This window comes from Streptomyces sp. NPDC015532 (assembly GCF_043078065.1).
Classification (GTDB): Bacteria; Actinomycetota; Actinomycetes; order Streptomycetales; family Streptomycetaceae; genus Streptomyces.
This window is the reverse complement of sequence record NZ_JBIBSY010000001.1, coordinates 125,283-145,113: the sequence shown is the minus strand read 5'-3', so window position 1 is coordinate 145,113 and position 19,831 is coordinate 125,283. Positions and strand designations below refer to the sequence as shown.

Annotated in this window: 20 protein-coding genes; 6 read left to right on the top strand and 14 right to left on the bottom strand. The window is 70.1% G+C overall.

The annotated features are described in order from the left end of the window. Positions 1-94: 94 nt before the first annotated feature. Positions 95-841 carry a ribonuclease PH gene (gene rph, locus ACF07B_RS00595; protein ID WP_362389724.1) on the bottom strand — a complete coding sequence of 249 codons (747 nt, stop codon included), beginning with the start codon at positions 839-841 and terminating at the stop codon, positions 95-97. 137 nt (positions 842-978) lie between these two features. After that, positions 979-1,212 (bottom strand): glucose PTS transporter subunit EIIB, encoded by a 234-nt coding sequence (locus ACF07B_RS00590; RefSeq protein ID WP_069920430.1) that lies wholly within the window; start codon positions 1,210-1,212, stop codon positions 979-981. A 173-nt stretch (positions 1,213-1,385) separates the two neighbouring features. On the opposite strand from ACF07B_RS00590, the gene ACF07B_RS00585 reads away from it, so the two are divergent. Beyond that, positions 1,386-2,672 carry a PTS transporter subunit EIIC gene (locus ACF07B_RS00585; protein WP_392177252.1) on the top strand — a complete coding sequence of 429 codons (1,287 nt, stop codon included), beginning with the start codon at positions 1,386-1,388 and terminating at the stop codon, positions 2,670-2,672. Positions 2,673-2,941: 269 nt separating this feature from the next. Then, positions 2,942-4,207 (top strand): PTS transporter subunit EIIC, encoded by a 1,266-nt coding sequence (locus ACF07B_RS00580; RefSeq protein WP_392177251.1) that lies wholly within the window; start codon positions 2,942-2,944, stop codon positions 4,205-4,207. Between the two features lie 98 nt (positions 4,208-4,305). Here the strand turns inward: ACF07B_RS00580 and ACF07B_RS00575 are convergent, their stop codons facing one another. Further along, entirely contained in the window at positions 4,306-5,058 is a 753-nt protein-coding gene (locus ACF07B_RS00575; RefSeq protein WP_362389718.1) for an MBL fold metallo-hydrolase, read from the bottom strand. A 250-nt stretch (positions 5,059-5,308) separates the two neighbouring features. Between ACF07B_RS00575 and ACF07B_RS00570 the strand changes: the two genes are divergently transcribed. Next, positions 5,309-5,782 (top strand): type II toxin-antitoxin system PemK/MazF family toxin, encoded by a 474-nt coding sequence (locus ACF07B_RS00570; protein WP_392177250.1) that lies wholly within the window; start codon positions 5,309-5,311, stop codon positions 5,780-5,782. A 100-nt stretch (positions 5,783-5,882) separates the two neighbouring features. Here the strand turns inward: ACF07B_RS00570 and ACF07B_RS00565 are convergent, their stop codons facing one another. The 7 genes from ACF07B_RS00565 to clpS all read right to left on the bottom strand — a co-directional run bounded on the left by ACF07B_RS00565 (position 5,883) and on the right by clpS (position 10,738). Then, the gene (locus ACF07B_RS00565) at positions 5,883-6,833 is read right to left on the bottom strand and encodes a cysteine synthase (protein ID WP_328669348.1); all 951 of its coding nucleotides are present in this window, start codon (positions 6,831-6,833) and stop codon (positions 5,883-5,885) included. 17 nt (positions 6,834-6,850) lie between these two features. After that, positions 6,851-7,129, bottom strand: coding sequence for a MoaD/ThiS family protein (locus ACF07B_RS00560; RefSeq protein ID WP_362389714.1), 279 nt, complete (start codon positions 7,127-7,129; stop codon positions 6,851-6,853). Positions 7,130-7,244: 115 nt separating this feature from the next. After that, positions 7,245-7,346: a putative leader peptide gene (locus tag ACF07B_RS00555; RefSeq protein WP_369481506.1), complete on the bottom strand. Its 102-nt coding sequence runs from the start codon at positions 7,344-7,346 to the stop codon at positions 7,245-7,247. Positions 7,347-7,425: 79 nt separating this feature from the next. Then, on the bottom strand, positions 7,426-7,848 hold the full coding sequence (locus ACF07B_RS00550) for a M67 family metallopeptidase (protein WP_328555299.1): 423 nt from the start codon (positions 7,846-7,848) through the stop codon (positions 7,426-7,428). 109 nt (positions 7,849-7,957) lie between these two features. Further along, complete coding sequence (locus ACF07B_RS00545) at positions 7,958-9,409, bottom strand: amino acid permease (protein WP_384232718.1); 1,452 nt, start codon at positions 9,407-9,409, stop codon at positions 7,958-7,960. Between the two features lie 352 nt (positions 9,410-9,761). Next, on the bottom strand, positions 9,762-10,367 hold the full coding sequence (locus tag ACF07B_RS00540; RefSeq protein ID WP_392177249.1) for a DUF2017 domain-containing protein: 606 nt from the start codon (positions 10,365-10,367) through the stop codon (positions 9,762-9,764). Between the two features lie 53 nt (positions 10,368-10,420). Then, positions 10,421-10,738 (bottom strand): ATP-dependent Clp protease adapter ClpS, encoded by a 318-nt coding sequence (gene clpS, locus ACF07B_RS00535; protein ID WP_362389706.1) that lies wholly within the window; start codon positions 10,736-10,738, stop codon positions 10,421-10,423. A gap of 119 nt (positions 10,739-10,857) precedes the next feature. Here clpS and ACF07B_RS00530 point away from each other — a divergent pair, with 119 nt between their 5' ends. Both ACF07B_RS00530 and ACF07B_RS00525 read left to right on the top strand, forming a co-directional pair. Beyond that, a complete protein-coding gene (locus ACF07B_RS00530) occupies positions 10,858-12,186 on the top strand; it encodes a nicotinate phosphoribosyltransferase (protein ID WP_392177248.1) in 1,329 nt (442 codons plus the stop codon). Between the two features lie 207 nt (positions 12,187-12,393). Continuing rightward, the gene (locus ACF07B_RS00525) at positions 12,394-12,978 is read left to right on the top strand and encodes an isochorismatase family protein (RefSeq protein WP_369481502.1); all 585 of its coding nucleotides are present in this window, start codon (positions 12,394-12,396) and stop codon (positions 12,976-12,978) included. 209 nt (positions 12,979-13,187) lie between these two features. Here the strand turns inward: ACF07B_RS00525 and ACF07B_RS00520 are convergent, their stop codons facing one another. Continuing rightward, complete coding sequence (locus tag ACF07B_RS00520) at positions 13,188-13,523, bottom strand: hypothetical protein (protein WP_369481501.1); 336 nt, start codon at positions 13,521-13,523, stop codon at positions 13,188-13,190. Between the two features lie 132 nt (positions 13,524-13,655). Further along, positions 13,656-16,010, bottom strand: coding sequence for an immune inhibitor A domain-containing protein (locus ACF07B_RS00515; protein WP_392177247.1), 2,355 nt, complete (start codon positions 16,008-16,010; stop codon positions 13,656-13,658). A gap of 440 nt (positions 16,011-16,450) precedes the next feature. On the opposite strand from ACF07B_RS00515, the gene ACF07B_RS00510 reads away from it, so the two are divergent. After that, positions 16,451-16,750, top strand: a complete 300-nt coding sequence (locus ACF07B_RS00510; protein WP_392177246.1) for a hypothetical protein — start codon at positions 16,451-16,453, stop codon at positions 16,748-16,750. 171 nt (positions 16,751-16,921) lie between these two features. Here the strand turns inward: ACF07B_RS00510 and ACF07B_RS00505 are convergent, their stop codons facing one another. Continuing rightward, positions 16,922-17,644 carry an RDD family protein gene (locus ACF07B_RS00505; RefSeq protein ID WP_362389694.1) on the bottom strand — a complete coding sequence of 241 codons (723 nt, stop codon included), beginning with the start codon at positions 17,642-17,644 and terminating at the stop codon, positions 16,922-16,924. 63 nt (positions 17,645-17,707) lie between these two features. Further along, a complete protein-coding gene (locus ACF07B_RS00500; protein ID WP_392177245.1) occupies positions 17,708-19,633 on the bottom strand; it encodes an RDD family protein in 1,926 nt (641 codons plus the stop codon). Between the last annotated feature and the right edge of the window lie 198 nt (positions 19,634-19,831).

Genomic DNA, 19,831 nt, shown 5'->3' with positions numbered 1-19,831 from the left:
CACCGGTCCGCTTGTGCGGTCGGCCCGATCCGCCCGAAGGGGCCGGCGGGCGCACGGCTGGACCGTACGCCCGTACCCATAAGAACGCTGAGGGTCAGCCCTCGGTTGCCTGTGAGGTCTCTTCGAGTACCGCGCGCTGGATGGCGGCGAGTTCGTCGCAGCCGGCGACGGCGAGGTCCAGCAGGGCGTTGAGCTCCTTGCGGTCGAAGGGCTCGGCCTCGGCGGTGCCCTGGACCTCGACGAAACGGCCGTCGCCGGTGCACACGACGTTCATGTCGGTGTCGGCCCTGACGTCCTCCTCGTAGCAGAGGTCGAGGAGGGGGACGCCGCCGACGATGCCGACGGAGACCGCGGAGACCGTGCCGGTGAGCGGCTTGCGGCCGGGCTTGACGAGCTTCTTGCCCTGGGCCCAGGTGACGGCGTCGGCGAGGGCGACGTACGCGCCGGTGATGGCCGCGGTGCGGGTGCCGCCGTCGGCCTGGAGGACGTCGCAGTCGAGGACGATGGTGTTCTCGCCGAGCGCCTTGTAGTCGATGACGGCGCGCAGTGAGCGGCCGATGAGGCGGCTGATCTCGTGGGTGCGGCCGCCGATCTTGCCGCGGACGGATTCGCGGTCGCCGCGGGTGTTGGTGGCGCGGGGCAGCATGGAGTATTCGGCGGTGACCCAGCCCTCGCCGCTGCCCTTGCGCCAGCGCGGGACGCCTTCGGTGACGGAGGCCGTGCAGAAGACCTTGGTGTCGCCGAAGGATACGAGGACGGAGCCCTCGGCATGCTTGCTCCAGCCACGCTGGATGGTGATGGGGCGCAGCTGTTCGGGGGTGCGGCCGTCGATTCGAGACATGGCGTCGAGCCTATCCGCACAGGCGTGAGGGGCTGCCCGCCGGTGGCGGAATCAGCCCCTCATGGGTGAGCCGGTGCGGCTCCTGAAGCGGTGTGCGGCTCGCGAGGGGCCGGGGTGGCTTCAGTGGGTCCTGCCGGTCACATCATGTCTTCGATCTCGCCGGCGATGGGGTCGGCGTCGGTTCCGATGACGACCTGGATGGCGGTGCCCATCTTGACGACGCCGTGGGCGCCTGCGGCCTTCAGGGCGGCCTCGTCGACGAGTGAGGCGTCATGGACCTCGGTGCGCAGGCGGGTGATGCAGCCTTCGACCTCTTCGATGTTGTCGATGCCGCCGAGCCCGGCGACGATCTTCTCAGCCTTGGTGGCCATGTCCTACTCCCTGATCAGAACCGCTTTTTCGCAGTAACCCACAGTTGGCCCATCTTCGCGAGCGGTCATGTCGTGGGTGCCGAAGGATGGCGATCACGACAGAGCGACTGCCCGCCGACTGGTCTACACCAGTCGGCGGGCAGTCGCCAAACCGGCCCGCCCGGAGGACGCCCATGAGTGCCGTAAGTGATGTGTCTCCAGCGCGTGCCCGCTGGCACAAGGCGTTCCAGGGACTGCAGAAGATGGGCCGCAGCCTGCAGTTGCCGATCGCGGTGCTGCCGGCCGCGGGCATTTTGAACCGGCTCGGTCAGCCTGATGTGTTCGGTGCGGACGGGCTCGGCTGGGACAACCTGTCGAAGGTGATCGGCGCGGCGGGCGGCGCGCTGCTGGACGGCAATCTCGGGCTGCCGATGCTGTTCTGTGTCGGCGTGGCCATCGGTATGGCGAAGAAGGCGGACGGCTCGACGGCCCTGGCGGCCGTCGTGGGTTTCCTCGTCTACTACAACGTGCTGCGCGCGTTCCCGGAGACCTGCCCGGGCGGGAGCATCCAGATCAAGCTGGGCTGTCAGCTGGAGGACAACTCGGTCGTCGAGTTCACGTACCAGAACCCCGGGGTGTTCGGCGGTATCGCCATCGGGCTGATGTCGGCGTTCTTCTGGCAGCGCTATCACCGGACGAAGCTGGTGGACTGGTTGGGCTTCTTCAACGGGCGCCGGCTGGTGCCGATCATCATGGCGTTCGTGGCCATGGGGTTCGCCTCGCTGTGTCTGTGGGTGTGGCCGCCGATCGGTGACGGGCTGGAGAACTTCAGCGACTGGCTGGTGGGACTGGGGGCGTGGGGTGCGGGTGTGTTCGGTCTGGCGAACCGGGCTCTGCTGGTGATCGGTCTGCACCAGTTCCTGAACGTGCCCATCTGGTTCCAGTTCGGCAGTTTCACCAAGCCCGACGGCCAGGTCGTGCACGGGGACATCAACATGTTCCTGGCGGGCGACCCGAACGCGGGGCAGTTCCTCTCGGGCTTCTTCCCGATCATGATGTTCGCGCTGCCGGCGGCGGCGCTCGCGATGACGCACACCGCGAAGCCGCATCGGCGCAAGGAGATCGGCGGTCTGATGCTGTCGGTGGCGCTGACGTCGTTCGTCACGGGTATCACCGAGCCGATCGAGTACTCGTTCCTGTTCATCGCGCCGCTGCTGTTCGCGGTGCACGCGGTGCTCACGGGTGTGTCGATGGCGGTGACGTGGGGGCTCGGTGTGCACGACGGGTTCAGTTTCTCGGCCGGTCTGATCGACTACATCATCAACTGGAACCTGGCGACGAAGCCGTGGTTGATCATGCCGATCGGGCTGTGTTTCGCCGCGGTGTACTACGTGATCTTCCGGTTCGCGATCACGAAGTTCGATCTGAAGACTCCGGGGCGGGAGCCTGAGGAGGACGTCGAGGACACGACGAAGGCGTAGCTTCCGCGCCGGGCCGCGAGCCCGTGCGGGGCGTGGGCCCCCGGACCACCTGGTCCGGGGGCCTTCGTCATGACCGGAATCAGTTGTTCCCGTTATGGCCCAGACCACAAAATTCGTGGGTTCCTTATCCGGCCTTCACCGTGCTAGAAACAGGTCTACACCACTGAGTGGTGTAGACCACGCGAGGCAGACGAGTCACCGCGTGCCGTCGAAGACGCCGCCGTCCTCTCCTGTCCCCTGGGCGGCGCCTTGCCAACTGGAGGAAGTTGATGACCACGGCCAGCGCGGCACCCGCCGCCGAGAAGAAGAAGGGCGCCGGCGCGATGGCGGTCCTGCAGCGCATCGGCCGCAGCCTGATGCTGCCGGTCGCCGTGCTGCCCGCAGCCGCGCTGCTGGTGCGCCTCGGCAACCCCGACATGCTGGGGCGCCCGTCGTTCCCGATGTTCCTCACCAAGATCGCCGGCTTCATGGCGGCGGGCGGCAACGCGATCCTCGACAACATGGCCCTGCTGTTCGCGGTGGGCATCGCGATCGGCTTCGCGAAGAAGTCGGACGGCTCGACCGCGCTCGCGGCCGTGGTCGGTTACCTGGTCTTCAAGAACGTGCTGGCCACGTTCACCGACAAGAACCTGCCGAAGGTGGCCACGGCCGTCGACGGCAAGGTGGTCATGGTCGACGCCGCGGTGGACGCGAAGGTCCTCGGCGGTGTCGTGATGGGCATCGTCGTGGCCCTGATATACCAGCGCTTCTACCGCACCAAGCTGCCCGACTGGGCAGGCTTCTTCGGCGGTCGCCGTCTCGTCCCGATCCTCTCCGCCTTCGCGGGTCTGCTGATCGGCATCGTGTTCGGCTACATCTGGCCGGTCCTCGGCACGGGTCTGCACAACTTCGGTGAGTGGCTGGTCGGTTCGGGTGCCGTCGGAGCGGGCATCTTCGGCGTCGCCAACCGCGCGCTCATCCCGATCGGCATGCACCACCTGCTGAACTCCTACCCCTGGTTCCAGGCGGGCGACTACCACGGCAAGAGCGGCGACATCTCCCGCTTCCTCGCGGGCGACCCGAGCGCCGGACAGTTCATGACCGGCTTCTTCCCGATCATGATGTTCGCCCTTCCCGCGGCCTGCCTCGCGATCGTGCACTGCGCCCGCCCCGAGCGCCGCAAGGTCGTCGGCGGCATGATGTTCTCGCTCGCCCTGACCTCCTTCGTCACGGGTGTCACCGAGCCCATCGAGTTCACGTTCATGTTCATCGCCCCGGCCCTGTACGCGATCCACGCGGTCCTCACCGGTGTCTCGCTGGCGCTCACCTGGGCGCTCGGGATGAAGGACGGCTTCGGCTTCTCGGCCGGCGTGGTCGACTTCGGCCTCAACCTGGGCATCGCGTCCAACCCGTGGGGCCTGGTCCTGGTGGGCCTGTGCTTCGCCGCCGTCTACTACGTCGTCTTCCGCTTCGCGATCACCAAGTGGAACCTCCCGACCCCCGGTCGCGAGTCCGACGAGGAGCTCGCGGAACTGCAGAAGGCCGAGGCCAAGTAGCAGCGGCCGCTGCCCCCGGCACAGCAGAATTCCCCGGACCGTCCGCCGGTCCGGGGAATTCTGCGTGTCAGGGAACTCTGCGCGCCGCGCCGCGGGCGTCAGATCTCGTACGTCGCTCCCGGGGCCGCCAGTTCCACCGGGCCCCGGTACGCCGAGCGGGCGTCCGTCAGGTTGGTGTCGGCGTCCGTCCACGGGGGGATGTGGGTGAGGACGAGGCGGCGGGCACCCGCGCGGGCGGCGGTCTCACCGGCCTCCAGGCCGTTGAGGTGGAGCCCGGGGATGTTCTCCTTGCCGTGCGTGAACGCGGCCTCGCACAGGAACAGGTCCGTGTCGCGAGCGAGTTCGTCCAGGGCTCCGGTCACCCCCGTGTCACCGGAGTACGTCAACGACCGTCCACCGTGCTCCACCCGGATGCCGTACGCCTCCACCGGGTGGGCCACCCGTTCGGTGTGCACGGTGAAGGGGCCGACCTCGAACGTGGACGGCTTGACCGTGTGGAAGTCGAAGACCTCGCTCATGGACGAGGCGCTCGGGGTGTCGGCGTAGGCCGTGGTGAGCCGGTGCTCGGTACCTTCGGGGCCGTAGACCGGGAGCGGGTCGCAGCGGCCGCCGTCGTGCCGGTAGTAGCGCGCGACGAAGTAGGCGCACATGTCGATGCAGTGGTCGGCGTGCAGATGGCTCAGGAAGATCGCGTCGAGGTCGTAGAGACCGCAGTGGCGCTGCAGCTCGCCCAGGGCACCGTTGCCCATGTCGAGAAGCAGCCGGAAGTCGTCGGCCTCTACGAGGTAGCTCGAACAGGCCGATTCCGCGGACGGGAACGACCCCGAGCAGCCGACGACGGTGAGCTTCATAAAGCAGAAACCTCCGCTGGCGGGTAACAGCTGGAAACGGGGAGGACGGGGGTCGTGCGGTCCGTCGAGCGTAAGGCGCAAAAGGACGGGTCGCTCCTCCGCCTGGGGCTGTTGTGGGCGAACTCACCTGTGCTGTCACCGGTTCGGATGGACCTGAGGCACGGTGTTTGGATCAGTTCGGACGACACGTCGGACACCGGGCTCGTCCCAGGGCGGGCGCGGTCACCCGCGCGCCGGTACCTTCTTTGCTGTGGACACGTCCTGGTGGCTCGCGTTGGCGGCGGTGGTGCTGCTCGCGCTGGTCGCGACACTGGTGGACGGCTGGGGGCGCCGCGGGCGCTGGCCGGCCGGACGGACGCGCCCGCCGGGCCGGGACCGGGGACCGCGCCGGAGCGGAACGCGGCGTGAGGGGCGGGCGCCGCGGGCGGCGGAGATCTGGTGGGCGAACGTCCCCTACGAGGACGGGCCGGGGGCCAAGGACCGGCCGTGTCTGGTGCTGGTGGTGCGCGGGAAGCGGGTGACCGTCGCGAAGATCACCAGCAAGTACCACGACGAGCGGCCCGGGGTGATCCCGTTGCCCCCGGGGGCCGTGGGCGACACGCAGGGGCGGCCGAGCTTCCTGGAGACGGACGAGTTGCGCGAGGTGCCGGTGGGCGACTTCCGGCGCCGGGTCGGTGTGGTGGATCCGGTCCTGTGGGACCAGGTCCGTTACCTGGCCCGCTGAGCCGCTCTCCGGCCCGGGTGGAGCACGCGAGAACGCGGAAGGGCGCGGGGACCGTCGATCGGTCCCCGCGCCCTTCGTCGCGGCCGGTGCCGTGTCCGGTCTACGCCCAGAGCTGGCCCTGGAGTGTCTCGATGGCCTCTTCCGTCGTCGCCGCCGTGTAGACGCCCGTCGACAGGTACTTCCAGCCGCCGTCGGCGACCACGAAGGCGATGTCGGCAGGCTCTCCGGCCTTGACGGCCTTGTTGCCGACGCCGATCGCGGCGTGCAGCGCGGCTCCGGTGGAGACGCCCGCGAAGATGCCCTCCTGCTGGAGGAGTTCCCGGGTGCGGGTGACCGCGTCCGCCGAGCCGACGGAGAAGCGGGTGGTGAGGACGGAGGCGTCGTACAGCTCCGGTACGAAGCCCTCGTCCAGGTTCCTGAGGCCGTAGACCAGGTCGTCGTAGCGCGGCTCCGCGGCGACGATCTTGACGTCCGGCTTGTGCTCACGCAGGAAGCGGCCGACGCCCATGAGGGTGCCGGTGGTGCCGAGTCCCGCCACGAAGTGGGTGATGGAGGGGAGGTCGGCGAGGATCTCGGGGCCCGTCGTGGCGTAGTGGGCACCGGCGTTGTCCGGGTTGCCGTACTGGTAGAGCATCACCCAGTCCGGGTGCTGCGCGGAGAGTTCCTTGGCGAGGCGGACGGCGGTGTTGGAACCGCCGGCGGCCGGGCTGGGGATGATCTCGGCGCCCCACATGCCGAGCAGGTCACGGCGTTCCTGCGAGGTGTTCTCGGGCATCACGCAGACCATGCGGTAGCCCTTGAGCTTGGCCGCCATCGCCAGGGAGATGCCGGTGTTGCCGCTGGTCGGTTCCAGGATCGTGCAGCCCGGTGTCAGACGGCCGTCCTTCTCCGCCTGCTCGATCATGTGGAGGGCCGGCCGGTCCTTGACGGAGCCGGTCGGGTTGCGGTCCTCCAGCTTCGCCCAGATACGGACGTCCGCGGACGGCGACAGCCGCGGCAGGCGCACCAGAGGGGTGTTGCCCACCGCGGCGAGCGGGGAGTCGTAGCGCATGGGTGACCAGGGTCCGATCAGGCCATGCCGCCGGCGACGGCCGGCAGGATCGTGACGCTGTCGCCGTCGGTGAGCTTGGTGTTGATGCCGTCGAGGAAGCGGACGTCCTCGTCGTTGAGGTAGACGTTGACGAAGCGGCGCAGCTCGCCGTTGTCCACGATCCGGGCCCGGATGCCCGCGTGACGGGTGTCGAGGTCGGTGAACAGCTCGGCAAGGGTCGCCCCGCCGCCCTCGACGGCCTTCTCGCCGTTCGTGTAGGTGCGGAGGATGGTGGGGATGCGGACCTCGATGGCCATGGTTGCGGGCTCCTGTCGGAAGGAAAGTCAGGTCGGACGACGCGCGGCAGCGCGGGCAGGGCAGGGGGTGCGCCGGTTGCGGAGCCGCGGCTCTCCGGCCGTACGCGGCGGCGGGTCAGCGCGTACAGATGGCGCTCTGCAGCCTGCACAGGTCGACGTGCAGCCGCGCGACGAGCATCATGCCCGGCGTCTTGTCGCTCACGTCGTTCAGAACCATGGGCTCATCGTATCGATTCCCGGTACGGGCCCCGGACTGTGATCTCGCATTCCGGACGCTTTTGGGTCGGTGGGTGAGATCAGTAGCTCTCTACGACCTTGACCTCCTCCTCCGTGACCTCGCCCTCCACGATCCGGTACGAGCGGAACTGGAAGGGACCGGCGTCGTCGGTGTCCGCCGTGGAGACCAGGACGTAGTGCGCGCCGGGCTCGTTCGCGTAGGCGAGGTCGGTGCGGGAGGGGTAGGCCTCGGTCGCGGTGTGCGAGTGGTAGATGACGACGGGCTCCTCGTCGCGGTCGTCCATCTCGCGGTAGAGCTTGAGCAGGTCGCCGGAGTCGAACTCGTAGAACGTGGGCGAGCGGGCCGCGTTGAGCATCGGGATGAAGCGCTCGGGCCGGCCGGTGCCCGCGGGCCCCGCGACGACGCCGCACGCCTCGTCGGGGTGGTCCTGGCGTGCGTGGGCGACGATCTGGTCGAACAGGGCCTCGGTGATGGTCAGCATGCTGGTCAGGATAGACAGAAGGGCCGTCCCGTACCGAGGCGTGGTACGGGACGGCCCGAATGCCGGACGTCCTGAGCGGTGGCCCGGGGGCCGGACATCCGTGACGTGGTCAGCCGATCTTCTCGAGCTCCGGCTCGCGGCGTTCGGTGACCTGGGGGTTGCGCGCCTTGAGGATCGCCCAGCCGACGGCCAGTGCGACGGCCCAGACGGCCATCACGTACAGGCAGACGCGGGAGTCCGGGTCGTAGGCGATCAGGCCGGTGACGAAGAGCAGGAACGCGACCGCGACGTAGCTGCACTTCGCGCCGCCGGGGGCGGGGAAGGACGAGGCCGGGAGCCGGCCCGCGTCGACCGCGCGCCGGTAGCGGATGTGGCTGACCAGGATCATCAGCCAGGTCCAGATGCCCGCTCCGGTGGCCACCGAGGTGACGTAGGCGAAGGCCTTCTCGGGGACGACGTAGTTCAGGATCACGCCGATGCCCATGAAGAGGACCGAGATCGTGATGCCGAGCGCCGGGGTCTTGGTCGCGGACAGCTTGCTGAAGCCCTTGGGGGCCTCCCCGTTGTCGGCGAGGTTGCGCAGCATGCGGCCGGTGGAGTACATGCCCGAGTTGCAGGAGGACAGGGCGGCGGTGAGGACCACGAAGTTGACGATGCCGGCGCCGGCCGGGATGCCGATCACGGCGAACGCCTTCACGAAGGGGCTCACCCCGGGCATGAACTCGGTCCACTTCACGACGCAGAGGATGACCGTGAGGGCGCCGACGTAGAAGAGGGCGATGCGCCACGGGAGGGTGTTGATGGCCTTGGGGAGCGTCTTCTCGGGGTTCTCGGACTCCCCCGCCGTGACGCCGACGAGCTCGACGGCGAGGTAGGCGAACATGACGCCCTGGAGGGTCATCAGGGACGAGCCGATGCCGTTGGGGAAGAAGCCGTCGAACTGCCAGAGGTTGCCGACGGACGCGGTGTCACCGGCGGCGCTGAAGCCGAAGGTGAGCACGCCCAGGCCGATCACGATCATGCCGATGAGGGCGGTGACCTTGACCATCGAGGCCCAGAACTCGATCTCTCCGAAGAGCTTCACCGAGATCAGGTTGGCCACGAACAGGACGACCAGGAAGACCAGCGCCGACACCCATTGGTGGATCGACGGGAACCAGTAGTGGACGTAGATCGCGGCGGCGGTGAGTTCCGCCATGCCGGTGACCACCCACATCAGCCAGTAGGTCCAGGCCGTGAAGTAGCCGAAGAACGGGCCGAGGAACTCACGGGAGTAGTCCGCGAAGGAGCCCGAGACAGGGCGGTAGAGCAGGAGCTCGCCGAGCGCCCGCATGATGAAGAAGATGATCACGCCCGCGAGGGCGTACATGAGGATGAGACTGGGTCCCGCCTTGGCGATGTTCGCCCCGGCGTTCAGGAAGAGGCCGACGCCGATGGCGCCGCCGATCGCGATCATCTGGACCTGACGGCTGCCGAGCCCGCGCTCGTACCCCTCTTCGGGGGCGTCGCCGCCCACGGCCTCACTGCCGTCGTGCTGCTTGCCGACCTGCGATGAGGTCATGTGGTGCGCCTTTCTCCATACCGGCCCGAGCCAGTGCCTTGGCCTCGAATCGGCTTCCGATCCCCCCGGACAGGTGGAGCTTGTGCCTGGCCGGCGGTCCGCCGGCTCGGTGGCGCACCCGGCGGACATGGGTGGTGTCCTGCCGGGCGGTCGTGAAGATCTATCACGGCGGCGGCGTTGATCGGTTGCGGCTCATGTTGCGCAGACCACAGGAAGAACCGGACAAAACGTCGAACCGCGCCCCAAAGGACGCGGTTACGGTGACGTGATCGTTATCCGGATTTGAGCGTCCGCTGAGCGAACGCGCGGGGGGTCACGCGACGGGTCGCACGGGGGTGCGTATCCCGGCGGATCAGGGCATAAGGGTGGTGACGAGGGTCTCCTGGAGGCCGCCGAGCCACAGGTAGGCCATCACCATCGGCTTGCGCGGGTCCTCGTCGGGGAGGCGGTAGAGGAGGTCGGTGTCCTCCTCGTCGACGACGTCGAGCCGCGAACCGATGGCCAGACGCAGGTCGTTCAGGGCGCGCAGCCACTGCTCGGACTGTGCCGTGGTCAGCTCCAGGACCGCTCCGCCGTCGCCTCCGGGCGTCAGCGCGTCCAGCGAGCGGACCACCGCGAGGGCGTTCTCGCGCTTGCCGGCGCGCAGGTCGTTCTCGGTGAAACGGCGGAACTCGGCGGAGTGGGCGTGCTGCTCCTCGGCCTGCTCGGGCGTGTCGGCCCGGACGCCCGGGCCGCTGTAGGCGTCGGGGAACAGGCGCTTGAGCACCGGGTCGCTCGGCGGCTCGCTGGGGCCCTCGGCGAACAGCTCGGCGAGCGGGTCGGCGGAGGCGCTCTCCGCGGGGCCCGGACCGATGAGCTCCAGGAGCTGGACGGCGAGGGAGCGGATGATGGAGATCTCGACCTCGTCGAGCGCGACGGCCGCGCCGCCGCCGGGGAGCGGTTCGAAGTGTCCGGGCATGGAGTGAGTTCGCTACTTCCGGTCCTGCGGGCGGTCGGTTGACAGGGGGCCGGCTACTTCCGGTCCTGCTGAAGGGTGGCCCACAGACCGTAGCCGTGCATGGCCTGTACGTCGCGCTCCATCTCCTCGCGCGTGCCGCTGGAGACGACGGCCCGGCCCTTGTGATGGACATCCATCATCAGCTTGGTGGCCTTGTCCTTGGAGTAGCCGAAGTACGTCTGGAAGACATACGTCACGTAGCTCATGAGGTTGACCGGGTCGTTGTGGACGATCGTGACCCAGGGGACGTCCGGCTCGGGTACGGCGTAGACCTCCTCCGCCGACTCGGTCTTCTCGATCTCTAGAGGTGCGGGAGCCGTCACACCGCCCATGCTCCCACCAGAGGGGGTCACCCGCATAAACGGGCCCCGGAACACGTGCTCGGGCGCTCCGGGAATCGCCGGTCCGATAGAAATCGTCAAACTGACGAAATGGGGGTACGATCCCTGCCATGAACACAGCGGACCTTGGGCTGCCGGTGGATGTTCCCTCTACGGCACTCTTCACCGACCAGTACGAACTGACGATGCTGCAGGCCGCGCTCGCGGCCGGAACCGCCGAGCGCCGCTCGGTCTTCGAGGTCTTCACCCGGCGGCTGCCCGAAGGGCGGCGCTACGGGGTGGTGGCGGGCACCGGACGTGTCCTCGACGCCGTCGAGAACTTCCGGTTCGACCCGGACGTCATCGGCTTCCTGCGCGAGCACTCGATCGTGGACGAGCCGACGCTGGAGTGGCTCGCCTCCTACCGCTTCGAGGGAGACATCTGGGGCTACCCCGAGGGCGAGGTGTACTTCCCGGGCTCGCCCCTCCTGCGGGTCGAGGGCAGCTTCGCCGAGTGCGTGCTCCTGGAGACGGTGATCCTCTCGATCCTCAACCACGACTCCGCCATCGCGGCGGCCGCCTCCCGCATGTCCTCCGCCGCGGGCAGCCGGCCGCTGATCGAGATGGGCGCCCGGCGCACCCACGAGCTGGCCGCGGTGGCCGCCTCGCGAGCCGCGTACCTCGGCGGGTTCACCAGCACCTCGGACCTCGCCGCCGGTTTCCGCTACGGCATCCCGACCGTGGGCACCTCCGCGCACGCCTTCACGCTCCTGCACGACCACGAGCGGGACGCCTTCCGGGCCCAGGTGGACTCGCTGGGCCGCGGCACCACGCTGCTCGTGGACACCTACGACGTCGCCGAAGCGGTCCGCACGGCCGTCGAGGTCGCCGGGCCCGGACTCGGCGCGGTGCGCATCGACTCCGGCGACCTGCTGCTCGTCGCCCACCGGGTACGCCGGCAGCTCGACGAGCTGGGTGCGACCGAGACGAAGATCGTCGTGACCTCCGACCTCGACGAGTACGCCATCGCCTCGCTCGCGGCGGCCCCCGTGGACGCGTACGGCGTCGGCACCCAGCTCGTGACGGGATCGGGCCACCCGACGTGCTCGATGGTCTACAAACTGGTCGCCCGCGCCGAGTCGGCCGACCCGAAGGCGCCGCTGGAGCCGGTGGCCAAGAAGTCCACGGGCGGCAAGACCTCCATCGGCGGCCGCAAGTGGGCCGCGCGGCGGCTGGACGGGCAGGGGGTCGCGGAGGCCGAGGTGATCGGCGTCGGACCGGTGCCCGCCGAGCTGGCCGACCGGCAGCTCCTGGTCCAGCTGGTCAAGGGCGGACAGGTCCTGGCCCGCGAACCGCTCGACGTCGTACGCGACCGGCACGCGACGGCCCGCGCCCGGCTGCCGCTGTCGGCGACCCAGCTGTCGCGCGGCGAGCCGGTGATCCCCACCGAATACCTCTGAGACGCCCGGGACGGGTGGTGCGGGCGTTGCCGGGGTGGCACCGCGCATGAACCCTCGGTGAGCGGGAATGCAACGGCAGCGTGCCCGCGCGGGCACCCGAAGCCGAATACCCCCTCCCGCACGACCCCGGAATTCTCTAGGCTCGGAAGTTCAACGGCCGGGCCCGCACCCTTGTCTGCCGCCCCCCATAGCCGAAGGACACAGCCCATGCGCCGCGCCTTGATCGTCGTAGACGTGCAGAACGACTTCTGCGAGGGAGGCAGCCTCGCCGTGGCCGGGGGCGCCGATGTGGCCGCCGCGGTCACGGAGCTGATCGGGCAGGCCCCCGCCGGCTACCGGCACGTGGTCGCCACCCGGGACCTGCACATCGCGCCGGGCGGCCACTTCGCCGACAACCCCGACTACGTGCACTCCTGGCCCGCGCACTGCGTGGCCGGCACCGAGGGGGTGGGCTTCCACCCGAACTTCGCCCCGGCCGTCGCCTCCGGCGCGATCGACGCGGTGTTCGACAAGGGCGCCTACGCGGCGGCGTACAGCGGCTTCGAGGGCGCCGACGAGAACGGGCTGCCCCTGGGCGACTGGCTGCGCGCCCGCGGGATCGGCGAGGTGGACGTGGTCGGCATCGCGACCGACCACTGCGTGAAGGCGACCGCCCTGGACGCGGCGCGGCAGGGCTTCCGCACGACCGTCCTGCTGGACCTGACGGCCGGGGTGGCGGAGGAGACGACGCAGCGGGCGCTGGAGGAGCTGCGGGCCGCAGGAGTCGAGCTCACGGGCAAGCCCGTGGTCTGACCGAGCCGCCCCACCCGCGACACCCGCCGCACCCGTGGGGCCGCGACACCCGCCGAATCCGCGAGGTCCGGCGAACCCGTGATGTCCGCCGCCCCGCCACAGCGAGCACGGGCGGTCACGGCAGGCACGGTGACGCGCGAGGCGTCACGCCCAGTGGTACCGGGCGACCCCGGGTCGTGCCCGGTCCGTCCCGGTCGGCCGCCGCGCGGTCACGGCTGTGGTGCCGGGCGTCTGAGCAGCGTCCTGACCGGGTGCCACAGCTCCTGGCTGAGCTCGGTGCAGCCGGTCTCGGGGGCCGTGCGCCATATGAGCCCGTCGGGATGGTGCAGCACCGCGGTGATCTCGTCGGGGCTGGGCGGGGACGCGTTGCCCCGCAGGTAGACGGCGCGCAGGCCCAGGTTGCGCAGCCGTGTCAGGGCGCGGGCCCGGTTCGGGGCGACGACCAGGAAGCGCACGCAACCGCCCGCCGGACCCGCCGGGCTGGGCAGGTTCAGCGCCACGACGACGCTGCCGTTGGGCAGTCTGCAGAAACCTCCTGCGGCCATGCGGTCACACCCCCGTGCGAGTCGGTTCAGATGTCGGTGTCAATAAGCCAGGCACAGGAGGCACCTAAACACGATCGGCGGCAACCCGCCAGGGGTTGCCGCCGATACGCTTTTGACCTGCGGAAATGGTGATTACTTCACCGCGGGGCCAACCTTGAGGGAGATCGTCGAGCCATCCTTGGCCTGCTTGACGATCTCGATCTTGGTGTTGGTGTCAGTGATCTTGACACCGCCGGTCGGGTTCCGGTTGTCGTAGTAGTCGCTGGTGTGGTCGTTGAAGACCGACACCCCCTTCGACGACGGAATCTTCGTGGCGACGTCCGCGCTGTGCAGCGTGAGACCACCCGTGCGGTACAGGCTGAACGGCGAGTCGTAGGCCTGGATGCGGTTGCGCATCAGCGTGCCGTTGTCCCACCACAGAGCCTTGGGGTGCGAGTCGACCGGAAGGGCGAGGCCGACACCCGGGTGCTGGCTGGTGTTGTTGTCCGCCTGCGAGGTGTCCCACTTCCAGATCAACAGGCCGGTCTGGTACGGGTAGTGCTCCACCCAGTCCGGACGGGTCGTCGAGAAGCCGAAGTTGTACGGGCCGACCTTGAGGGTCTTGTCGTACGAGACGTACTGACGGTTCTCCGCGAGGTAGTACTGCGCGTAGTCCTTGGTGAACGAGGCGCCGATGCGGGAGAAGCCGGCGGCGGTCCAAGCGGCGTCGGCCGACTCGGCGTTGTCCGAGAAGAGCGCGGTGCCGTCCGCGGTGACGCTGATCTCGTCGGCCGCGAAGCCCTTCAACGCCACGCCGCCGTCGCTCTGGTAGCGGAAGCGGACGTCGATCTTCTTGCCCGCGTAGGCGTCGAGCGGGTACACCAGCTTCGCGTACGCGTCGATGGTGCCGGTGAGGGCGGGCTTGTCGCTGCCGTCACGCGGGATGGCGGCACCGTCCACCGTGCCGTCGAGAGCGGTCCAGTTGGCACCGCCGTCGGTCGAGACCTCGGTGTAGAGGTAGTCGTAGTTCGCCTCGATGTCGTACCAGCCGTCGAGGGTCAGCTTCGCCGACGACTTGCCCGTGAGGTCCACCGACCGGGTCAGCGTGTTCTTCAGGTTGTCACCGCTGCCGCTCCACCACTGGGACGAGCCCTGCGCCGGGTTGACGACCGTGGTCGTGACCGCCTTGTCCGGCAGGGAGACGACGAGCGCCTGCTTGTCGAACGTGTTGTACTCGGCGACGCCCAGCTTGTGCGTGGACTGCTTGCCGGCCTTGGCGGAGTCGTAGTTCAGCCAGCCGAGCTGGAGCTTGTCCCAGGCGTTGAAGTCGCCGGGGAGGTCACCGATGGACTGCTTGCCGGTGCCGAGCCAGGAACCCGAGGACATCAGGGTCCAGAAACCGGTGGAGTTGTCGCCTCCGGCCGTGTCGTAGTGGTCCGGCAGACCGAGGTCGTGGCCGTACTCGTGCGCGAAGACGCCGAGTCCGCCGTTCTCCGGCTGGATGGTGTAGTCGCCGACCCAGATGCCGGTGTCGCCGATCTGGGCGCCGCCGAGCTTGTTGTCGCCCGGACCCGTGGCGCCCGCGTCGGTGCCGAACGCGTACCAGCGGTGGGCCCAGATGGCGTCCTCGCCCTGAACACCGCCGCCCGCGGACTCGTCCTCACCGGCGTGCACGATCTGGAAGTGGTCGATGTAGCCGTCGGGCTCGTTGAAGTTGCCGTCGCCGTCGAAGTCGTAGCGGTCCCACTGGTCGAACTGGGTCAGGTCCGCCTTGATGGCCGCGTCGGTCCGGCCGGCCGCCTTCTGCTGGGCGACCCACGCGGTGACGCCGTCCTTGACGACGTTCCACACGCTCGGGCAGTTCGTGCTCCCGCAGGCGTTGTTGCCGTAACGGGCCTCGTTGTACGGCACCTTGACCCAGTCGGCGACCTCGCCGTCGACCGAGTAGCGGCCCGAGGACTGCGTCTCGTAGAACTTCTTCATCGACTCGACGTTCTTGCCGGTGCCGAAGTAGAGGTTCTGGAAGTGCTTCTGGTTGTAATCCGCCTGCCAGGCCGTGCTGTTGTCCTTCTTGCGGTCCGGCGCGGCGATCGTGTTGTGCGCGGGACCGGCGGTGCCGCCGAACTTGGGGTCCGTCTGGTCGCCGAACTCGACAAGAATCGTGAAGATCTTGTCGGTCTTCTCGCGGCCGAGCTCGACGTACTTGCTGTCGCCCTTCTTGGACTTCAGCTGGACGACCTGCGAGCCGTTGCGCTTCTGCACCTTGGCGTCGCCGGATATCACCTGGTTCAGCGCCTCCTGGCGCTGGGCGTTCTGCGTCTTGCTCAGCGGGCCGTCGAGGTCGTGATCGACCGTGTTCTTGACCGGCTGCGGGTCGTGGCGGTCCACGACCGGTGAAGCGGCGGCCGAGTCGGCCTGCGCCACGGCGTACGTCGAGAACGTGGCGGTGGCCGCCGCGAGGGCAACGCCCACCGCGGCCGCTCTGAACGTCCATGGTCTGTTGGTCACTTGATGTCCTCCCCCGCGCACGTTCACGCGGAGGGGGTTCCGGGTCATGGAGGTCCGCGAGCGTCTGCGCGATTCAAGTGACGACATTTGACCGGAGTTACGAAAGAAAAAACAGATCTTGACTTGAACCTGGCAAGTGCGTTATGCGGAGCCCTCGTTCGGTATCCGGACGGCCCCGAAACCCCCCAACGGGCGCGCCTTCAGGCCTACTTGTCAGGCCCGGTGACTCCGTGCGCCCCCTGTGCACCGGCACCGTGGGTAAGGTCACGCTTACCGGACGTTCCACTCGGGCATGCAGGCGAATAGAGTCGATTGGCGAAGCGTCGGAAGCCGGCGGACAGCCACGTCGACACCGTTGTCTCACCCCCGACATCTATCCGCACCCTCCCCCATCGCGAGAGGCCCCGGGGGGAGAACCCCCATCCGAGGACACGATTGCCATGCCTCGTCCGACCGCCGCACAGCTCGCCTACGGTTCCTGCACCGTGATCTTCTCCACACTCGCCATGCTGCTGCTGTCACAGACGAGTTCGAGTCTGGGGATCGTGCTGATCACCCTCTCGGCGCTCGCTCTCGGACTGCTGGTGGCCATGACCGTCCCGATGCCGAAGCCCTCGCCGTCCGCCCCGGCGGCCGTCGTGCCCGAGCGGGTTCCGGCCCGGCGCGAGACCGCGTCCGTGTCCGTGTCGGTGTCCGCGTCCTCGGCGCCCGAGCCGGTGCGCGAACCCGCGGGGCCCTGAAGCCGCGTACACGCGCCCTGTTTCCCGGCCTGCCGCCGGCATCCCGGACGCTCCGGCCTCGTACCGGAACGGCGGGCCCGTGAAGCTCGGGCCCGCCGTTCCGGTGTGCGCACGCGCCGCCCGGCCCGTCGTCCGGCCGCCGTCCCGTGACGCGATGTCGTCCGGCCGCCGTCAGCCGGTGTCGACCACGACCGTCTTGGCCGCCTTGTCGTGCAGGCCCTGTTTGTAGGGCTTGTCGAAGAAGCTCCAGCCGCCCGCGATCGCCGTCCAGATGCAGGCGCAGCAGAACGCGAACGGAATCCACAGCACCAGGGCACGGACCAGGGACGTCTGCACGGAGGGCGTCGAGCCGTTGTCGAGGTTGGCGACCCGGTGGTTGAACAACTTCTTGCCGACGGTCTGGCCCGTCTTGCTGATCATCACGGTGTCGTAGGTCACGAAGAGCACCGCGACCACCAGGGACTGCCCGAGCGACTTGCCGTACTCGATCTTGTTCGAGTCCATGTTGTACTCGGTGACCCCGAACGCCCAGGACAGCAGCCACGCCACGATGCCCACCAGGATCATGTCCAGGATCCTGGCCAGCACCCGCTTCCCGCTGTCCGCGAGCGGCGGCATGCCGGCGAGCGGGTCGCCGCCGTAGGGGCCGCCACCGCCGTAGGGGTCTCCGCCTCCCGGGGGCGGTCCACCGCTGCCCTGGTAGGGGCCGCCGCCTTCGCCGTAGGGGCCGCCGCCGAACGGCGGCGGCTCGCTGCCGTAGGGCGGGGTCCCGTCGCCGGGACGGGGCGGCGGGTCGTACGGGGAGCCCGTGCCCTCACCGGGCGGGGGCTGCTTCTTGAACGGGTCGTCGTCCGGTGGCCCGCCGGGGGCCGGGGGCGGCGGTTCGCTGCTCATGGCCCGAGTCGACCGCGAACCCCCCGGCTCCGCATCCGGCGAAGGGCCGTCCGGGGGACGGGGTTACCGGGCCGGGCCGGCCACGAAGGTGTGCGCCGCCTTGTCGTGCCAGCACTGGCTCCAGGGTTTGTCGAACAGGCCCCACACGACCCCTGCGAGTCCCACGACCAGCAGACACGGCACGCTGAGGACGAGCCAGCGGACCAGGGCCCGTCCGAAGCCCGGCGGTTCGTGGCCCTCGATGTCGCGCACCTCGATGCCGCACAGCTTCTTGCCCAGGGTGCGGCCCCACCGGGCGGTGGGCAGGACTTCGTAGAGGACGCCGAAGACGAGCAGGACGGCGAGGACGGCACCGAGGCAGGAGGCGGTCGTGCCGTCGAGGAGCCAGACGGTGACCTTCTCGCCCGACAGCTTGGCCGCGTCGATCTTCTCGTCGACGTGGTCGACGGCCCTGGTGCCCAGCGGCACGGCGGCCGCCGCGGTGACACCCGCGATGACGACGGTGTCCAGCAGCCGGGCGACCAGCCTTCTGCCGAACCCGGCCGGGCGGGCCGCCGCCTGACGGCGCGCGGCCGCCTGGAACGGATCGTCGACCGGGGGCTTCCACGGCGCGACGCGCTGTCCGCCCTCGGCCGGTTCACCCGCGAGCTGGTGCACCTGCTGGGCCCAGGAGGGCTGACCGCCGCCGGTCCCGGAGGCCACGGGGGCGGATTCACCGGGCTGTTGGGGGACGGCGGAGGCGGGAGCGGCCTGCCCGGCGGGAGCGGGAGCGGCCTGCCCGGCGGGAGCGGGAGCGGCCTGCCCGGCGGGAGCGGGAGCGGCCTGCCCGGCGGGAGCGGGAGCGGCCTGCCCGGCCGACGGCTGCGCGGCGGCGCCCGGGGCGGCGCTCTGCGCGGCGCCCGGGACGGCGGGGCTGTGCGCGGCCGTCCCGGCTCCGAAGCCGCCTCCGGCCGGCGCGGTGGACGCCGCGGGCGGGGCGGAGGCGGCGGATGCGGCCGTCGGGCCGGGTGCGGCCGTCGGGCGGCCGGTCGCGGCGGACGCGGCCGACGGGCCGGACGCGGGGGACACACCCGGCGCGTCCGCCGAACCCGTGCCCCCGCCCTGGCGCTCCGTACGCGGGGAGGGCGCACGGAACGCCGCGTCACCCTCGGCGGGCACGGGGTCCGCTGTGCCCGGAGTGGCGGTGAGGTGTCCGGCGCCGGACGGCGCCGTGCCCGGGGCGGCCCCTGTCCCGGGCCCGATCCGGCTCTCGGCTCCGCCCGAACTCGCCTCATCCGTACGGCTCGTGGCGCTCGCGCCCGCCGCGCCGTCCGGCCCCGCCGACGGCACCGGACCGGTGGGGCGGCGGAAGACCACGGGACCCGCGGCCGCGGAAGGCCGGGAAGCGGAGCCGGAGTCGGGGGCGGGCGGGATCGTCGTCGTGCCGTCCGCGCGCGCCGAGGCACCGTCGGGGCGGCTCACCGGGTCGGCGGGTCCCGCGGCGCGCGGGTCCGCCCCCTTGGGCGCGCCCCAGGACACCCGGCGATCCTGGTCGCCGCCGAACCCGGACTGCCGGGAGCGGTCGGCGCCCCACGAGGCGGCGGGTTCGGGGCGGTTGCCGTGCTGCGACTCGGCCGGGGCGGGGTGCTGGGCCTCGGCGGGGACCGGGTGCCGGGACTCGGCCGGGGCCGGGTGGTGGGGCTCGGCCGGGGCTGGGTGGTGGGGCTGCGGGTCCTCGTCGAAGAAGTGCGGACCCGTCTCCTCCGCGGCGGGGACGTCCGTCCGCCCCCGGGGGGTCGTGTACTCGGGGGAGGTCGCCGGAGCGGGCACATGCGCGGGACGGGCGGCGGCCGGCGGGGCGAGCGCCTCGCCGCCGGACGGCGCCGGGCGGCTCGTGCCCGGCACCCAGGCGGCGCCGTTCCAGTACCGGACGTATCCGGGGATGGAGGGGTCCGGGTAATACCCTTCGCGGGGCTTGTCGTCACCGGGGGCCGGGGTTGGGGCGCTCATGTCCGTCGTCCCGTATCTGCTCGGGGGTCGTGTGGGAGGTCCACATCTACCAGACCGGCGCACGCGTCACGGCCGGTCCCGCTGTACCCACTCCTTTCGGGCAAGGATCCGTTCCCTCGCGCGGCCGGAGGCCCGAGGCTGTTCCCGGTGTGCCCGAAGGGGGACCGAAGCGGACCCGAAAGAATTCTCCGAACCCGC

Bases quoted from the DNA above. Each gene is read 5' to 3' on its own strand.
- rph (WP_362389724.1), bottom strand. From the start codon at position 841: ATGTCTCGAATCGACGGCCGCACCCCCGAACAGCTGCGCCCCATCACC.
- ACF07B_RS00590 (WP_069920430.1), bottom strand. From the start codon at position 1,212: ATGGCCACCAAGGCTGAGAAGATCGTCGCCGGGCTCGGCGGCATCGAC.
- ACF07B_RS00585 (WP_392177252.1), top strand. From the start codon at position 1,386: ATGAGTGCCGTAAGTGATGTGTCTCCAGCGCGTGCCCGCTGGCACAAG.
- ACF07B_RS00580 (WP_392177251.1), top strand. From the start codon at position 2,942: ATGACCACGGCCAGCGCGGCACCCGCCGCCGAGAAGAAGAAGGGCGCC.
- ACF07B_RS00575 (WP_362389718.1), bottom strand. From the start codon at position 5,058: ATGAAGCTCACCGTCGTCGGCTGCTCGGGGTCGTTCCCGTCCGCGGAA.
- ACF07B_RS00565 (WP_328669348.1), bottom strand. From the start codon at position 6,833: ATGCGCTACGACTCCCCGCTCGCCGCGGTGGGCAACACCCCTCTGGTG.
- ACF07B_RS00560 (WP_362389714.1), bottom strand. From the start codon at position 7,129: ATGGCCATCGAGGTCCGCATCCCCACCATCCTCCGCACCTACACGAAC.
- ACF07B_RS00555 (WP_369481506.1), bottom strand. From the start codon at position 7,346: ATGGTTCTGAACGACGTGAGCGACAAGACGCCGGGCATGATGCTCGTC.
- ACF07B_RS00550 (WP_328555299.1), bottom strand. From the start codon at position 7,848: ATGCTGACCATCACCGAGGCCCTGTTCGACCAGATCGTCGCCCACGCA.
- ACF07B_RS00545 (WP_384232718.1), bottom strand. From the start codon at position 9,409: ATGACCTCATCGCAGGTCGGCAAGCAGCACGACGGCAGTGAGGCCGTG.
- ACF07B_RS00540 (WP_392177249.1), bottom strand. From the start codon at position 10,367: ATGCCCGGACACTTCGAACCGCTCCCCGGCGGCGGCGCGGCCGTCGCG.
- clpS (WP_362389706.1), bottom strand. From the start codon at position 10,738: ATGGGCGGTGTGACGGCTCCCGCACCTCTAGAGATCGAGAAGACCGAG.
- ACF07B_RS00530 (WP_392177248.1), top strand. From the start codon at position 10,858: ATGAACACAGCGGACCTTGGGCTGCCGGTGGATGTTCCCTCTACGGCA.
- ACF07B_RS00525 (WP_369481502.1), top strand. From the start codon at position 12,394: ATGCGCCGCGCCTTGATCGTCGTAGACGTGCAGAACGACTTCTGCGAG.
- ACF07B_RS00520 (WP_369481501.1), bottom strand. From the start codon at position 13,523: ATGGCCGCAGGAGGTTTCTGCAGACTGCCCAACGGCAGCGTCGTCGTG.
- ACF07B_RS00510 (WP_392177246.1), top strand. From the start codon at position 16,451: ATGCCTCGTCCGACCGCCGCACAGCTCGCCTACGGTTCCTGCACCGTG.
- ACF07B_RS00505 (WP_362389694.1), bottom strand. From the start codon at position 17,644: ATGAGCAGCGAACCGCCGCCCCCGGCCCCCGGCGGGCCACCGGACGAC.
- ACF07B_RS00500 (WP_392177245.1), bottom strand. From the start codon at position 19,633: ATGAGCGCCCCAACCCCGGCCCCCGGTGACGACAAGCCCCGCGAAGGG.